8 protein-coding genes are annotated in these 17,788 nt (G+C 60.0%); 3 read left to right on the top strand and 5 right to left on the bottom strand.

What is annotated here, in order from left to right; translation table 11 throughout:
• Positions 1 to 642 precede the first annotated feature (642 nt).
• From AOG28_RS06890 to AOG28_RS06865, 5 genes are all read right to left on the bottom strand, one after another.
• The gene (locus AOG28_RS06890) at positions 643 to 1,644 is read right to left on the bottom strand and encodes a LacI family DNA-binding transcriptional regulator (RefSeq protein WP_159055759.1); all 1,002 of its coding nucleotides are present in this window, start codon (positions 1,642 to 1,644) and stop codon (positions 643 to 645) included.
• A gap of 449 nt (positions 1,645 to 2,093) precedes the next feature.
• On the bottom strand, positions 2,094 to 2,543 hold the full coding sequence (locus AOG28_RS06885) for a DUF417 family protein (RefSeq protein ID WP_054555816.1): 450 nt from the start codon (positions 2,541 to 2,543) through the stop codon (positions 2,094 to 2,096).
• A gap of 313 nt (positions 2,544 to 2,856) precedes the next feature.
• Positions 2,857 to 3,966 (bottom strand): ABC transporter substrate-binding protein, encoded by a 1,110-nt coding sequence (locus tag AOG28_RS06880; RefSeq protein ID WP_152965358.1) that lies wholly within the window; start codon positions 3,964 to 3,966, stop codon positions 2,857 to 2,859.
• Between the two features lie 284 nt (positions 3,967 to 4,250).
• Positions 4,251 to 5,585, bottom strand: a complete 1,335-nt coding sequence (locus tag AOG28_RS06870) for an aspartate aminotransferase family protein (RefSeq protein ID WP_054555813.1) — start codon at positions 5,583 to 5,585, stop codon at positions 4,251 to 4,253.
• Positions 5,585 to 6,658, bottom strand: a complete 1,074-nt coding sequence (locus AOG28_RS06865) for a phosphotransferase enzyme family protein (protein ID WP_235506974.1) — start codon at positions 6,656 to 6,658, stop codon at positions 5,585 to 5,587. The genes AOG28_RS06870 and AOG28_RS06865 overlap by 1 nt, the downstream gene beginning before the upstream one ends.
• 291 nt (positions 6,659 to 6,949) lie before the next feature.
• Between AOG28_RS06865 and AOG28_RS06860 the strand changes: the two genes are divergently transcribed.
• From AOG28_RS06860 to AOG28_RS06850, 3 genes are all read left to right on the top strand, one after another.
• Positions 6,950 to 7,948, top strand: a complete 999-nt coding sequence (locus AOG28_RS06860) for a helix-turn-helix domain-containing protein (RefSeq protein WP_082388433.1) — start codon at positions 6,950 to 6,952, stop codon at positions 7,946 to 7,948.
• Positions 7,949 to 8,119: 171 nt separating this feature from the next.
• Entirely contained in the window at positions 8,120 to 8,878 is a 759-nt protein-coding gene (locus AOG28_RS06855) for a Crp/Fnr family transcriptional regulator (protein WP_054555812.1), read from the top strand.
• Positions 8,879 to 9,046: 168 nt separating this feature from the next.
• Positions 9,047 to 17,635: a GH36-type glycosyl hydrolase domain-containing protein gene (locus tag AOG28_RS06850; protein WP_054555811.1), complete on the top strand. Its 8,589-nt coding sequence runs from the start codon at positions 9,047 to 9,049 to the stop codon at positions 17,633 to 17,635.
• Positions 17,636 to 17,788 lie beyond the last annotated feature (153 nt).

Raw genomic sequence — 17,788 nt, 5'->3', positions numbered from 1 at the left:
ACATTACCGGCACGAACGAGCTCATCTCAGCGTTGTACTTGTTCCTTGGGCGGTGTCTTTCGGCCGTGCGTCACAATGAATGAAAGCGCTTTCATTTCTAGCAGTAGAATCCGGGGCTGACAAGGTACGCCTGCTCACTTTTTTACCTCTAAGCAAATGACCTACTTCCAACCCCAGTCCAACGCGGAATCAACCAAGCTCGTTATCCAGTGGAAAAAACTGGCAAGGATTCGGCACATAGCAATTGCTATCGCCCTATGAAAGAAAGGCAGTCCTGAAAAGGGGTTGCAATCGCGGAGTTATTGGCAGGCTGGTAACACGGGAGCATGAAAAAAATCACAGCCGTCCCCTCTTCGTGATCGCCCAAGGGGCCATGGGGAGGCACCAGACGAAGGGTCGCAATGCGACAGACGGTGTTGGCAGATGAGAAATCAGAGGAAAAGCGCACCAGGCGACAGGTAGCGAAACAGGAGGCGTGTTCAAGCAGCCAGCCACGCGCCATGGTCGGAGAATGATATCTCCCCCCATGGGCTGAGGGGTGAAATAAGGGTCAGACGTCAGAAAGCCATTCGCGTGACGGGCAAGCGCGGCAATGGGGAGCGCAAGAGACAAATGACCTGCTGAAGTGAACTGCCCTCTCGATCAAGAACGCGGGGGCGCACAGGAGTCGCGTACGACCAGCTCGACGTCCAGCAAGGCGGGAACCGGATGCGCCTGCTCCTTCAGTCGTGCGATCAGATATTCCGCAGCCAGTACCCCCATTCGCCGTTGCGGGGTTCGCAACGTCGTCAGGGCCGGTACCAAATGCTCTGCCAACCAAGTGTCATCAAAGCCGGTAATGGAAACATCGCGCGGCACGTCGATCCCCATGGACTTACTTTCGAAGATAGCCCCATAAGCAAAGGGATCCGAGCCACAAATGATGGCGGTTGGCTTCTTGTCTCGAGACATCAGGGTTCGAAACCCCTGCTGGCCATGCTGCACGCCGAAGGGACTCTGTATGACAGAGCTATCGGGCATGACAATTCCATGTGATGACAAGGTATCCCGTATTCCCTGCAATCGATGCTGGGCGCGATCATTGCCTTCCAGTCGTCCGGAAATCATCGCAAAGTCACGATGCCCCAAGTCCAACAAATACTGAGTTACCTTACTGGCTGCATCATGATTGTCGAAGCCGATACAAGGGTGCCTCAACGTCGTATCAATTGACCAGTTGATGACATATGGGATCCCCTTAGCGTTGAGAAGGTCGTAGATGCCGTCATCTCGTGACAGGCCTACTAACAGCAATGCATCTACGCCATGCGCCACCATCTGGATGATCTGCTCACGCTCTTCCTCGACATCATAGCGCGACGATGCCGCCACCATGGTATAGCCGGAATTGGAAATATATTGATGAAACTCTTCAAGTGAGTGGCCAAAAAGCGTGTTATCCAATGATGGGACGATGGCACCGATCATGCGTGACTTATTGGATGCCAAGGCACGCGCCGCCGCATGCGGGACGTAGCCAGTCATCGAGATTGATTTCTCTATCTTGAGCTTGGTGCGCTCGCTGACGATATCAGGATTATTGAGATAACGAGAAACCGTCGCCGGCGATACACCCGCGTGTCTTGCTACATCGTCAAGTGTCACACTATTCATCCTGGATTTCGCCTTCTTGATATCCTGCCCTGGAAGATCAGCATTACATTACTGGCCTAGCAATACTTTGCCATGCGACTTTTCCTGATTTCTGTTAACACGCACGGAAGCCCCGCGTGTGCCCCAGCATAGCAACCACTCCTAGAGTAATAATCCTATCAGATCATACTTTGCGTGAGAAAAATCACACCATTCCATAACCTGGTCCAACGCAGCATCGTAAATCGTGTTGGAATCTGTACAGCGTCGATCGGCATCCATAGATGATGCACTGATAGACGACAGACTCTCTCCTTGCAACGCCAAGGGCCCGCTGAATCGTCAGCGGGCCCCCTGAGCCACCTCGTCAGTCTGCATTTTCCAGCCGCTGGAGCGCTACCTGGCGAGGATGAAGGATGTGCGAATACCTCACTGACGCGACGAACAGGTCGCTCAGCGTATCAACGCTTTTCTGGGGCATTTCTCTCGATCATGCTGATGGATATCGCCAGGAAAAGTATATCCTTTACCAGGAAGAAGTTGGCGATCAATACGCCATCGGTCACTTTCCACACGTCGGGGGTCGTGAACAGAAAGCTCAGTGTCGTCAAGAATATGGCACTGGCCGCGAGACCATAATAGAACGCTACCTTCCTGTACTTGAGCCCAATCAGAATACCGATAGCGACAAGGATCTCGGACAGGCCGACCAGGTTCGATACCGCTTGTACCGATATCACGTCATAGAGCCAACCCATGGCGAAATGGTTCTCGACCAGCGGCTGAATGAGATCCGCTTCCGTGGGAGTGAATTTGTAGACTCCTAGCCATAGCAAGAGCAGCGCAACACCAAATACGCCAACGTAATAGCCGATACTACCTTGCTTGATCCCTTGATGATTACCTTGCATGCCTCATCCTCACTCCACTCATCTCGATTCACGAAACCTGTCGGCCTCAGCGTTCATCATGCTCCCCGGTAGTGATGTCTTCAGGGCTATTCTTCCTGCATGACTGATGCAATGAGATACGGCAGTTCCCAGAGCGCGGATGCAAAGAAGGGTGTTTTAGTTCTCTTCTCGGGAACGTCAGACCCCGTATCGGGCGCATCTTTCCCTGTAGCGGCCGCACCCTGCAACGCAAAGCATGCAACGCGATGCATAGAACGAAAAACACCGCTCTGCAGACTGCCAGAGCGGTGTTGGTAGTGGTCTAAACGTGATCTTACAGCCCTTCGAGAATCTCATTCATCTGGGCCCGCACGCTCTGCAGGCCGCTGCCGGAGAGATACCAGAGGCCAGGTGAGAGCACGGTAACGCCAATGGTCTCACCGCCAGCGTCGGCCAACGCGGCTCTCAGCACCTCAGCATCCATCGGGGTCTGACCGATGGCGGCACTGCGATCGATCACATAGAGCTCATCCGGCGCCATCTCGGCGATGTTTGCCGGTGACAGTGGGTAGAAGGTGCGCTTGCCACGGCTGACCGGCTCCACGGAATCCGGCAGCTCAGGCTGAGCGATCTGCAGAAGCTCCGTCACGACCGGCTCTTGGCGCAAGATGTAGCGACCGTCGTTATGGATCACAACCAGTGCCTCGAGATCCTCCGCCAGCCCTTCACGAGCCGTCGCGATATCCGACTCAAGCGCTGCCAAGTGCTCACGCGCCTTTTCCTCCGCATGGTACTCAGATGCCAGGCTCAGCACCTTGCCGCTCAGTGCCTCGAAATAGTCGCCTTCTGCGAGAGTCACATCGCGTGTTTCCGCCACCGCCTTCAGCACCTCTAGCGATCCAGACTGACGGCCGGTGACGAGAATCAGGTCCGGCTCCAGTCCCGCGATCGCCTCGACATCAGGCTCCTTGAGCCCGCCGATATCTGCTCGCCCCTCCACCAGATGCGCCACGTAGGCAGGCGCGGGCTTGTGCGACACACCGATCAGATGCTCAGACAGGCCGAGCTCATCCAGCGTATCGGCAGCCCCCCAGTCCAGGCTGACGACGGAGGGGCCATGCGCGCCTCCTTCAACCTCGTGAGCCTGTGCACTAAATGGCAGAGAGGCCAACAACAACGTGGTGACAGATAGCGTGAGTCCAGACACTTTCATCGACATTCCCTTGGTGCAAATAATAATTGGTTCGATTTGTGTTCTGGAAACTAGCACACCTTTCTTCAGCAATCCTGCAACTGTGCGTTGCACCCAATGCAATCTATGCGCTCCAGCGTCGATAACGCCCGCATCACGGTGGGCTTTTGCTGCATCACCGACCAATGCGCTCGGCACCGGCTGGAAGCCCGGGATCATCTCGCTATATACCTCCCAGGCCTCTTCCAGCACGGCGGGATTGATGGCGTTGATGCCAATGCCATGGGGCAGTTCATAGGCAGCCCATTTGATGTTGATCTGAAGACTCCGCGTTAATCCCTCACCACACTGAGCAGTGAGTGAAATGGCAATGTCATTTGACTCGCATGCATGACACCTTGGCCCCAGAACTCCAGGCGGCCGCTGAGATTACAGCGGCCGCCTGGAGCTTTCCTGTCACCGATTCAATCGGTCTTTGTCTGGCGGAGCCAGCCACCGCCTCTAGTCACGACCAATGATCCATCCCCCCTAGCGATTCAGGTGGCGGTCGCTCTAAGTGACTGCTCGAACCTTTCCATGAAGAGGTCCGCTTCGGCCTGCGTGATGCACAGTGGTGGGCGAATCTTGAGGGTACTGCCTGACTTGCCCGCCCCGCCGATCAAAACACCATTGTGCTTGAGGTCGTTGATCAACGCGGTCGTCCGTGCCGCATCCGCGGCTCCATCACGCGCCGGATCACACAGGTCTACGCCGAGAAACAAGCCAGCGCCTCGGACATCACTTACTTCCTCGAAGCGTGACTGAATATCGTGCAGGTGACGCATGAGATAGGCGCCCTGACGCTTCGCATTCTCCATCAGGTTTTCTTCAGCGATGACATCGAGCACTGCTGTTCCTGCCGCCACCGCGACGGGCGAACCCCCGAAGGTATTGAAGTAGCCGACATCGGTATTAAGTTTCGCCAGCAACTCCTCGCGCGCCGCCAGCCCCGACATCGGGAAGCCGTTGCCCATCGGCTTGCCCATGGTGACCACATCCGGCGTGACGCCGTGGCGCGAGAAGCCCCACATCCCCTGCCCCGTGCGCCCGAAGCCGGGCTGGACTTCATCGGAGATGAACAGGCCGCCCCGGGACTGCAGGAGTTCGACCGCGGGCTTCAGGAAACCTGCGGGGTCGGCATAGATGCCATCGCTCGAGAAGATGGAGTCAACCAGCAGCGCCGCGCATCCATGGCCCCTCGCCTCCAGCTGTTCGATGCCGTGCCGCACCTGCTCGGTGAACCAGGCGGTGGGGTCCGATTGCTGGGACATCTCGGAAATCGGCAGGATATGCACGTGATCCGGTGGCGTGCCCTGCTTATAGGAAGACGGTGAAACTTCCGTCACGGCCGCCGTGTTGCCGTGATAGGCCGCCTCGGTGACGATGATACCGTGGCGGCCCGTCCAGCCACGCGCCAGTCTCAGCGCCATGTCGTTGCTTTCACTGCCGGTACACATCATCACCAGTCGATTGAGCGTGCGCGGCAGCGTGTCCAATAGGCGCTCGGCATAGCGATGGATGCCTTCGTGCAGATAGCGGTTGTGCACGTTAAGGGTCCCCATCTGCTCGGCGACCGCCTGGACTACGCGAGGATGGCAGTGGCCGATCGACGGCACATTGTTATAGACATCCAGGTAGCGCTTGCCTTGATCATCGAACAACCAGACCCGCTCCCCTCGTACGATGTGCAGCGGCTCCTCATAGAAGAGCATGGACGTCGGCCCTACCGTTTCCAGCCGCTTGCGTACCAGTGCGCCGATTCGCGCATCTGCCTTGTCGATGTGCGCCATGCTGAAGGCGTTCTGATCCAGAATCCCGCGTACCTTTTCCATCACGCCATCCTCACCTTGTCATTGATTGTCCGATCTGTACCTGTCCGAACAGTACTTGTCCGAACAGTACTGGTCCGATCAACATCCGCCTGATCGTCGTGTTCTTGCATGCCCGGTGTCTGCACGACACCTTGCTGGCCCTCTCGTGACTGGCCCCCTCGTTGCTGAACATAGCGCCGCGCCATGATGGCCGTATCCCGGCTGAAACCATCACTCAATGTCTTGCCTTCTTTGCTTTCCTGATGCGTGGCCAGCCAGGCACACAGCAGAATGCGACGCAGCATGATGAAGGTATCCAGCATTGCCTCATCTGCCGCCGAGAATTCGGCCACCGAGCGGTATCCCTTGATCCAGGCATCGCGCAGCTGCGGGACGCACGGATCCGTCTCGTGGAAGCTGATCGCCGCAGCAAAGTCATAGGCATACCAGCAGAAGCCGCAGTCATCGAAGTCGATGATCGCCATGCTGTCCTGTGACACCAGCAGGTTGGTCAAGCGCAGGTCGGCATGGACCAGACCGAACTGCTCTGGTGCCGTGCCATAAAGCGCGATTTCCGACTTGAGATAGGGGATGGCAGCATTGATGGCCTGGGCCTCTTCCACCGTCATGCCCGGCGCATTGCGCCAATCGCCCCACAGCCCACGGGGCGAGATCATGCTCTCCAGGTCCCAACGCTTGCGCACGAAGCCCTCCGGGGGCTGCCAGCGACGGCTGTGTTCGTGCAGCGTGGCATTCATCGCGCCCAGCCGTTCAAACCACTGCGGCAGGTCATCGCCGATATCCGGCTCACTGCCGACCACATGCTCGAAGGCCACCACGTACAGGGATTGCCCGCCGGCGGAGATGCTCAGCACAGGGCTGCCTGCCGTGGTCATGACCGGGGCCGGCGTATTGATCCGTGCCGTCGTGCGCAGGTCTTCGATCCAGGTCAGCTCGGACTCGATCTCCTCCCGGCAGTGATAGTCCGGGCGGTGAACCCGAATGATGATCCTGCGTCCCGCCTCGTCATCCTCGGCCAGAAAGGTCGCGTTCTCTGACATGGTCAGCAGCGAGATCCGCGAGGTTTCCGCCATGTGCCATTTTTCCAGGCAAGTGACCAACTCGTGTCTTGTTTGATTTATCAGAGTTTCCGTATACATCTCACCACCTCGCTGACATAGGAAGACCGGGGATCTTGCGGTCTCGGTGTCACACTTCGTCTGCGGTCAGAAGCCAGTGGCCAATCTCACGACCCACGATCTGGCTCACGGCATGACTCTGTGCGCGAAAGTTGCATGACTCAGACTAACGACAGCGCGAGGTGATGCGTTATCAGCATCCGGCAAAGCTGAAAACACCAACAAGAACAATGAGTTGATTGATCAATGCACGAAGATGTATCACGAACGGACGACAGTGATGCCACCTGGCAGCACGGGATTTTTGAGCATGCACCAGGCAAGTGCACACGGGAGGCATGGGACGTCAATGAACAGGCGCATAACCTGACCGACTGGTCGCAACACTACGATCAGTACGGTCAGGGCGCCTTCTACGGACGTATCGATGAACTCCATCTGCCGGGAATGCAGGTATTCAAGGAATACACCAGCCAGGCATTGGATCAGCAATGTCATGTCTGGCCGGATTCGCTGTGGATCGGTATTCCCGCCGAGCGACAGCCCTGCCGGATCAATGGCTACGCGCTTGAGGCAGGCGATATCATGTGTCAGCCGGGTGGGCAGGATTTCGCGCTGACCACACCGGACACTTTCGCGATCCACTGTCTCGTGCTGCGGCGTGACTGGCTGCTCACGGTGGTGGGGGAATCGGCGCTGACACTGCTGGAGAGTGACCCGCAACACACGATGCGCCTCGGGGTATCGCAGAAGACTCGCCGCGCGGCCACCTTCCTGATGGACCGACTGATCAAGCGACAGGGGCCGGGATTCGAGGTTCAGGTGCATCAGGGCATCCTGTCACTGGCCGTGACCGCCATCCTCGAGGAAAGGATACCCCTCACCGATCGCTATCCCAGCTACCACCACCGACGACAGGTCGTAGAGCGGGTGCGAGAGCATGTGAACGGCGCAGCGCCTGCCCCGATCAGCATCGACATGCTCTGCGGCATCGCTCACGTCAGCCAGCGAACGCTGCACAACAGTTTCACCAGCATTCTCGGTATCAGTCCGATGCAGTTCATCCGCCTGAATCGACTCAACCAGGTGCGACGACGGCTGTGTGAACCTCAGGCAACGAGTACGATAGGACAGATCGCCAGCGACTGGGGCTTCTATCATCTGGGCCAGTTCGCGCAGGACTATCGCCGCCTGTTTGGCGAGAGCCCCTCGCACACCCTGTCGCGTCATCGACGCAAGAGGTAGGCAGCAACGGACGATCGCAGCAGAAGGTAGCAGCAGAAGACAGCAGCACAAGGTAGCCGAAGAAGGAGGCTGCCAAAGGTGACAGACGCGGGGGGGCACAGGGAGACGTGCCCTGCCCATCCCCCAACACCTGCCCACATCAGGGACAGGTTTCCTCGGGGAGGAAAATGCATGACGGATCAGTTGTCACATGAACAGAATCATCTCCTAGCGGGATTGTCCGCCGAGACGACCCAACGCCTGGCAGCGCATCTGGAGCCGATCCATCTGTCGCTTGGCCAGGTGCTGTATACCGCGGGGAGTGCCTTGAGCCACGTGTACTTCCCGATTGATGCCATCGTGTCGCTGCTTTACGTGACCGAGAATGGCGCATCCGCCGAGATCGCGGTCGTCGGCAACGAAGGCCTGGTGGGAATTGCGGTGTTCATGGGCGGCGAAAGCACCACCAGCCGTGCCATCGTGCAAAGCGCTGGCAAGGCGCTACGACTGCCGGTGCATCACCTGAAGGCGGAATTCAACCGACATGGAGAAATGCTTCACCTCCTGCTGCGCTACACGCAATCCCTCATCACCCAGATGTCCCAGACAGCCGTCTGCAACCGACACCATTCGATCGATCAACAGCTGTGTCGCTGGTTATTGCTGTCGCTGGACCGTCTGCCAGGCGATCAGCTGGACATGACGCAGGAATTGATCGCCAACATGCTCGGGGTGCGCCGTGAGGGGGTCACGGAAGCCGCAGGAAAACTGCACAGGCAAGGTGTCATCGAATACCATCGAGGGCATATCACGGTACTCGACCGCCCCAGGCTGGAGCAGCTCTGCTGCGAGTGCTACGCGGTGGTAAAGAAGGAAAGTGATCGCCTGATGCCCTATTCCATGACACTGCCGATGACAGACACTTCAGGAGACGACACCCCTTCCCTGTGAGCACTGCGCTCTCATGCGACGGCTGGCCGGGACCGGAATCGGGACCGAGACCGGAGTCGGGGTTGTGTGCGCTAGCGAACCGACGAAAGCACAAGGCTATCGCATACTGTCTGGTGATGGATTTCCGCGCGCCCTACCGGGACTCGCGCATCGACCAGGATAGCGCTCGTGACCCTTTTCTCAGGCAGGATATTCCGCGCTTATCCCCCGACATCCCCCTGGCATGACACTGCTCCGGTGCGAGGCGAGCTGTTCAGCATCGAGCGTCTTGAACAGCACGCCTCAAGCCTTGCGCTGGCACAGAACGTGACGGAAACCCCCTCTCGCGTCCTGCCACTGTCGAGACGCCTTGAAGACAACGCCAAGGTACTGTTGAAAGCGTATCGCGCCAGTGCAAAGGAAGTCGCGGAAGACCGCGATATCGTCCCTGCCGCCACATGGCTACTCGACAATTATCATCTGATCGAGGCGCAGGTACGTGAGATCCGTGATGATCTGCCACCCGGCTATTATCGCCAGCTGCCCAAGCTGGCCGAGGGCCCTTTCACGGGATACCCCCGTGTCTTCGGGATTGCCTGGGCCTTTGTGGTCCACACTGACAGCCATCTCGACCTCGACACGCTTCATGGCTTCATCCAGGCCTACCAGCGCGTTCAACCCCTGACGATCGGTGAGCTATGGGCGGTGGCCATCACGCTGCGCATCGTGCTGATCGAGAACCTTCGCCGGCTTGCCGAGCAGATCGTCAATGAACAGACGGCACGCAATGACGCCGACACCCTGGCGAGTCAGTGGCTGATTCCCGAAAGCCAGCATCACACTCTGGACCCCACCACCCTGCCTCAGGGCAAGACACCGCTGACAGCACCTTTCGTCGCCCAGCTGGCCAAGCGCTTGCGCGGTATCGATACGCGCACTCACCCCATGATGAGCTGGCTGGAGCGTCGAGTCCGTCTGCAGGGCTCCTCCATCGATGAGCTGGTACAACGGGCTCAGCAGCGTCAGGGCGCCGCCAACGTCACCGTCCGCAATATCATTACCAGCATGCACTTCGTCTCGAGCATTGACTGGGCCGATGTCTTTGAAAGCCTCAGCCTGGTCAATGCTCGCCTCATGGACGCTCCGCGTTTCTCCACACTCGATTTCCCGACCCGCAACAGCTATCGAAGTGCCATCGAGCAATTGGCACGTGGCTCTGAGCACAGTGAGCTTCACATCACCCAATGCGCGCTGGTGGCGGCTCGCGAGGCGGCAAGCGCCACCGAGGATGCCAATGAGTCAGCGCGACGAGGTGACCCGGGGTATGTGCTGATCGCGGCGGGACGCAAGGCATTTGAAGACACCCTCGGGTATCGACGTACAGGGCGCCAACACCTTCGCCACTGGTGCATCGCAGGAGGCATCAGTGGCTATGTCGGCCTGATCATCCTGACCACCGCGGCGCTGCTGTGGATGGCCTTGCAGGGCATCGCGTCACTGTCCTCGGAGGCATTCAGCGCTGGATGGATGTGGCTGCTCGGCCTGCTGGGGCTGCTGCCTGCCACTGAGCTTGCGACCTTGCTGGTCAGTCGTCTCATCATCTTCTGTGTCGGGCCGCAGCCATTGCCCAGTCTCGACCTGTCCGAGGGCGTACCACCTGACTTGCGCACCCTGATCGCCGTGCCGACCCTGCTGACCCGCGAGGCTGATCTCCAGGAGCAGATAGAGCGCCTGGAAGTGCACTATCTGGCCAGCGGTGGAGGCTCGATCTTCTATGCCCTGTTGACCGATGGCGTGGATGCGGCGCATGACGTCATGCCAGAAGACACTCGACTGCTATCGTTCGCCAACGCGGCCATTGCGGACCTGAATCTGCGCCATGGCGACAATGAGGGATTTCCCCGCTTCCTCGTCTTGCACCGTCGCCGGGTCTTCAATGACAGCGAACACTGCTGGATGGGGTGGGAGCGCAAGCGCGGCAAGCTACATGAGCTCAATCGCCTGCTGCGCGGTGCAGACGACACCACCTTCCTGCCCACTGAACGCATACCGGCCGGGGTACGCTATGTGATCACGCTGGATGCGGACACTCGCCTCCCTCGCGGGGCCGCAAGCAAGCTGATCGCCAAGATGGCGCATCCTCTGAATCATCCCCGGTTCGATAAGCACCGCCAATGCATCGTGGAGGGGTATGGCATCCTTCAGCCCCGTGTCACGCCATCCCTGCCGATGGGCAGACAAGGTTCCCTCTTCCAGCGCCTGTTCTCGGCACCCGGCGGGGTAGACCCTTATGCGGCCGCCACCTCGGATCTTTATCAGGATCTGTTGGGCGAGGGGTCCTTCGCCGGCAAGGGTATCTATCAGATCGATGCGTTCGAGGCAGCCCTCAAGGGGCGCGTCCCGGACAACCGCGTGCTCAGCCATGATCTGTTCGAAGGGGTCTTCGCGCGCGCCGGTCTTGCGTCAGACATCGAGGTCATCGAGGACTTCCCGTGCCGCTATGAGGTCTCAGCCAAGCGCACCCACCGCTGGACCCGTGGTGACTGGCAGCTGCTGCCATGGATCGTGTCACGCAAGATGCCATGGACCGGACGACTGAAGCTCATGGACAACCTGCGGCGCTCACTGCTGGCGCCGCTACTGCTGTCGTTTCTGGTCGTGAGTTGGGGATTGCCTCTCTCCGCCGCTCTGCTGGGCACGCTGTGTGTGATGATCGTGATCGCCGCCCCGCCGCTGATCCCTCTCGTGCTGTCGCTTGTGCCAATGCGCTCCGGCATCAATCTGCGGCACTATTTCCAGCAATGGGGCAATGACCTGACGCTTGCCGCCTCCCAGACACTGCTGTGGATTGCCTTCCTGCCAGACCAGGCCTGGCGAATGCTGGATGCCATCGGGCGTACCTTGCTGCGTCTGACGATCACTCGCCGCCACCTTCTCGAGTGGACCACCGCAGCTCAGACTTCCGGGCAGCCGCGACTGTCACTGGGTGGCGCTTATCGCAGCATGGCGCCGGGGACATTGCTTGCGCTGTGCGCCGCTGCCGGTGTGCTCAGCCAGTCCCCAGAGACCTGGCCGGTGGTGGTGATGTTCGCCGCCTTGTGGCTCGCCGCCCCGGCGATAGCGCAATGGGTCAGCGGCTCAAGAAGTCTTGCCCCGCAGGCCGCCTTGTCCTCGGAGGAGAACCGCGAGCTACGCTTGATCGCTCGCCGGACCTGGCGCTTCTTTGAGACCTTCGTCACCGCGCGCGACAACTGGCTTCCGCCGGACAACTTCCAGGAAACGCCTCAGCCCGTCATCGCGCACCGCACCTCGCCCACCAACATGGGCCTGTATCTCATCTCCATTCTGGCCGCCCGGGATTTCGGTTGGCTGGGTGCCAACAAGAGTGCGGAACGCCTGGACACCTCGTTGAAGGTGATGCAGTCGCTGGCAAAGCATCGCGGACACCTCTTCAACTGGTATGACACTCGAGATCTCAGGCCGCTGGACCCGAAATATGTCTCATCGGTCGATAGCGGCAATCTGGCCGGACATCTGCTGGTCGTCGCCAATGCCTGCGACGTCTGGGCGAAGACCTTGCCATCGGGGAATCTTCATCAGGGCATCATGGACCACTTGAGTCTGGTACATGAATGCCTCGCGCAGGCCCCCTCGGCCCATGCTCAGCAGATGACGCGCCTGCGTCCCGGCATCGCCGCGATGGAAGCCCACTTGCAGGCGAGCTCCTCCGAAGGATTCATGGAACAGCTGCCCGCCTTGCATCCTCTTGCGGATCACGCCACCCACCTGGCTCATGAGGTGCTGCGACACGTCCACGCTCCCTGGGCCGAGGACCTGCTGTACTGGATCGGTGCCATGCGCACCTCGATTGCCGAACATTGCCATGATGCAAGAATGATCCACCATCCCGACCCTCGTGAACGCCTGATGGCACGCTTCCACGAGATTGCCTCCACTGCCAGACACATGGCGCTGGAGATGGATTTCACGTTCCTGCTCGCACCGGAACGTCAGTTGCTGTCAATCGGATACTCGGTAGAGGGCAACATCCTCGACAGCAGCTGCTACGACCTGCTCGCGTCTGAAGCCCGCCTCGCCAGTCTGTTCGTGATCGCCAAGGGGGATGCCCCGACACGCCACTGGTTCCGCCTCGGGCGCACGGCCACTCCGCTGGAAAATGGCTCGGCACTGATCTCCTGGTCGGGTTCGATGTTCGAATATCTGATGCCGTCGCTGGTGATGCGCGCGCCGGCAGGCAGCCTTCTGGAACAGAGCAACCGTCTGGCCGTCGCCAGACAGGTCGCCTATGCCAGCGCATTGAAGGTGCCATGGGGGATTTCCGAATCGGCGTACAACGTACGCGATGGCCACTTCACCTATCAGTACACCAACTTCGGCGTCCCGGGCCTGGGGCTGAAACGGGGGCTGTCCGCCAATCTGGTCATCGCGCCCTATGCCACTGCCCTCGCCACGATGGTGGACGCTGTCGGGGCATACCGGAACTTCCTGTCGCTGCAGGAAATGGGCGCCCAGGGACGACACGGGTTCTATGAGGCGCTCGATTTCACTCTCACCCACGTCTCCGCAGGCGAGCGCTTCGCGATCATTCGCAGTTACATGGCCCACCATCAAGGCATGACGATCGTCGCCATTGCCAACGCGCTTCACGACGGGAACATGCGCGAACGCTTCCATCGAGAACCGATCATCCAGGCCTGCGAATTGCTGCTGCAGGAGCGTGTCCCGCGCGACATGTCGATCACCCACCCTCGCGCCGAGGAGGTCGCGTCGGCCCCGAACGAGACGCTCGGTGAAAGCCGTGCCATCCGCCATGTCACACAGCGTCTGGTGGGCGCGCATCTCACCCATCTCCTCTCCAATGGGCGCTATTGCATCATGCTGACGGCCAGCGGAGCGGGCTATAGCCGCTGGCAGCATATCGCCATCAGTCGCTGGCTGGAGGATGCCACCTGCGATCATCTGGGCAGTTTCGTCTTCCTGCGCGACCGCAAGACGAAAGCCCTCTGGATGGCCAGTGACTCCCTGCCGGGTGAGACAAATGAGGAGGCGCTCGCCCCGGCAGATCACGAAGCCACCTTTGCCGAGGATTACGTTCGCTATACCCATCGCCAGGACAGCCTGACCACGCATCTGGATATCCTCGTCTCTGGCGAGGATGACAGCGAAGTCCGGCGCATCTCGCTCATCAACAGCGGGCGAACGGCCCGCGAGATTGACGTGACCTCCTATGCGGAGCTGGTCCTGACGGCGCCCGCAACCGAGAATGCCCATCCGGCGTTTGCCAAGTTGTTCGTGGTCACCGAGTACCTGGAAGAATACGCGGCGCTGGTCGCGACACGTCGCCGTCGCAGTCCGGATGATGATGAAATCTGGGCGGCGCACTTCGCGGTCGTGGAAGGCGAGACCCTCAGCGACCTCCAGTACGAGACGGACCGGGCGCATTTCATCGGCAGGGGTCGCACGGTACGCACAGCGACCGCTCTGCAGGCCGAGCACCTCCTGACCAACACCACGGGCACCGTGCTGGACCCGGTATTCTCCCTGCGACATTGTCTGAAGGTCCCGCCGGGCAAGATCACCCGGATCGCGTTCTGGACGGTGGTCGCGGACACCCGTGAGGCCTTGCTGGATCTCGTCGACAAGCACCATGACCGCAGTGCCTATGAACGAGCCAAGACACTGGCCTGGACCCAGGCTCAGGTTCAGCTCCATCACCTGGGCATCACGCCGGAAGAAGCGACGGACTTCCAGCGCCTGACCGCGCCGATCCTGTATGCCGACGCGCGCTTCAGGGCCTCACGAGACACCATGGCCCGCGGAGCAGGGCCACAATCCGCACTCTGGCCATTGGCCATTTCCGGAGACCTGCCAATCGTGCTGGTGCGCATCGATGCCATCGACGACATGGCACAGGTGCGTCAGCTGCTGCGCGCTCATGAGTACTGGCGAATGAAGCGTCTCGGGGTCGATCTGGTGATCGTCAATGAGCGTGCCTCTTCCTACGTCCAGGATCTCCAGCAAGCGATCGAGGCGGCCGTCAACAGTAGCCAGACACGCCCGCGCATCCATGAAGGGCACGATCAAGGCTCCGTCATCGTCCTGCGTGCGGACCTGATGAACCTTGCCTCCCGCCTGTTGCTGCAGTCCGTGGCCAGAGTGATGCTGCTGGCTCAGCGTGGGCCGCTCGCCGATCAACTGGCCTTGATACCGCCGATCCAGCTCCCCGCGCCCGTCCCGGCATCCCCTGAGGTGGCCACGCCTCCCACCGCGCAGCACACCGCCACCCGACAAGACGAGTCCGCAGCGCTTGAGTACTTCAATGGCCTGGGCGGCTTCGACAAGCACGGCAAGGAATACGTGACGATTCTGGAGCAGGGATGCACCACACCCGCTCCGTGGCTCAACGTCATCGCCAATGAAGGCTTCGGTTTTCAGGTATCGGCAGAAGGGGCGGGCTACACATGGGCGGACAACAGCCGCGAGAACCCCCTCACGCCCTGGTCCAATGACCCCGTGATGAATCCTTGCGGTGATGCCATCTATCTACGCGATGAAGACAGCCTGGCGGTATGGACGGCAACGGCCTCGCCGATCAACGACAACGGACGTTACGTCGCTCGCCACGGGTTTGGTCATAGCCGCTGCGAACACGAAGCACAGGGTATTGCCGTGGACCTGATACATTTCGTCCCGCTGAACGACCCCCTCCGCATCTCGCGCATGACCCTGGAGAATCGCTCTGATCGGTCGCGCAGACTCTCTGTCACCGCCTATGCCGAATGGGCACTGGGACTCGCCCGCGGCACATCCGCTCCCTTCGTCGTCTCGTGCAAGGATGATGACACTGGCGCACTGCTGACCAGCAATCCCTGGAGCATGAACTTTGCCGGGCGCATCGCCTTCGCTGATCTCTGTGGCCTGCAGACGTCATTCACGACAGACCGCTGCGAGTTCCTGGGGCATGGGGGGCACCACGCCGCTCCCGCCGCTCTCACCGGGAACACTCCCCTGTCCGGTGCCATCGGGGCTGGCTGGGATCCCTGTGCGGCACTCCAGTGCCTGATCGAACTAGCCCCCGGAGAAAGTGTCGAGATCGTCTCGTTGCTGGGGCAGAGTCATTCACGTGAAGACGCCAGGCACCTCATACATCAGTATCGACAGGCTGATCTTGATGCCGAGCTCGCCGCCGTCACCGCGTATTGGCAGGATCGACTGGAAGCCGTGCAGGTCTCCACCCCGGATCGCGCCATGGACATCATGCTCAACGGCTGGTTGCTCTATCAGACCCTGGCCTGCCGGATCATGGCTCGCTCTGCCTTCTATCAGGCCAGTGGCGCCTATGGGTTCCGTGATCAGCTGCAGGATGGCATGGCGCTGTCCTTCGCCAGTCCAGACACCACACGCCATCACCTGCTGCGGGCCGCATCACGCCAGTTCGTGCAGGGTGATGTGCAGCACTGGTGGTTGCCGCATTCAGGTCAGGGCGTCCGCACCCGCATATCCGACGACCGCGTATGGCTGGCGCATGCCTGCGCCCAGTATGTCCTGACATCAGGGGATATCGAGGTGCTGGATGAGTCCGTCAATTTCCTGGAAGGCCCCCTGCTGGGCAGTGATGAACACGACGCCTTCTTCCAGCCCATGATCGCGGATACGGCGGCGACGCTGTATGAACACTGTGCGCGTGGCCTTGATCAATGCCTGACACTGACGGGGGAGCACGGCCTGCCATTGATCGGCGGCGGGGACTGGAACGATGGCATGAATCGAGTGGGAGAAGCCGGCAAGGGAGAAAGCGTCTGGCTGGGATGGTTGCTGATTCGCACCCTGGACCTCTTCGCCCCTCATGCGGAACGCCGTGAGGGGGAAGCGAGTCGAGCGGCACGCTGGCGTGCCCATGCCATCTCGGTGCGTGAGGCCATCGAACAGCATGCCTGGGACGGAGCATGGTACCGGCGCGCGACCTACGACGACGGAAGCTGGCTTGGCACTCGGGAGAGTGAGGAGTGTCGTATCGACTCGATAGCCCAGTCCTGGGCAGTCCTGTCCGGGGCCGCTGACCCACGCCATGCCCTGCAGGCCATGCAATCACTGGATGAAGAGCTGATTCGCCACGACCCCGGGTTGGCACTGCTGTTCTGGCCGCCCTTCGATCATCCCGAGCGAGATCCGGGATACATCAGCGGATACCCCCCTGGACTGCGGGAAAACGGCAGCCAGTACAGCCACGCCTCGATGTGGGCCATTCTGGCCTATGCACAGCTGGGACAGGGCGATAACGCCGTTCGGTTGTTCTCGCTGCTCAACCCCATCAATCATGCGCTGTCTCGACAGGACACGGCGCGCTACAAGGTAGAACCCTACGTCGTGGCTGCCGATGTGTATTCCATCGCCCCCCATGAGGGTCGTGGCGGCTGGACCTGGTATACGGGATCCGCTGGCTGGATGTATCGGGCGGGACTGGAAGGCATCCTGGGCATCCGTCGCGCAGGGGACGTGCTGATCATTGCCCCGAACCTGCCTGCCAGCTGGCCGGGATTCACGGCCACCATCAGCATGCTATCGACTCACTACACCGTGGAAATCAAGCACTCCACCCTGGAAGACCTCACCCTGACAGAGGCACACCTCAATGGGGACACCACCCTGTGTGAAGCAGGCGAAGTCCACTTGCCGCTGGATGGCGGACATCACCACCTGAAGCTGATGATACCGGCCCGCCCTTCCCCCGACATGCTAAAGGAACCAGTGTCATGAGCCTTCATCACCTCGAATCGATGCACATCTCCCGGGAGGGACACCATGAAGTACTTTCTTGATTTCCTGTTATCGGGCGGCACTGTCTATCAGAACCTCATGAAGTATATTCCCGAAGACAGCCCTCCCTACTCACACTGGTTCCCCATCGCG

This window comes from Cobetia sp. UCD-24C (assembly GCF_001306765.1).
In the GTDB taxonomy this organism is placed as follows: domain Bacteria; phylum Pseudomonadota; class Gammaproteobacteria; order Pseudomonadales; family Halomonadaceae; genus Cobetia; species Cobetia amphilecti.
The sequence above is the reverse complement of the archived record's forward strand: the minus strand, read 5'-3'. Positions and strand labels throughout refer to the sequence as shown.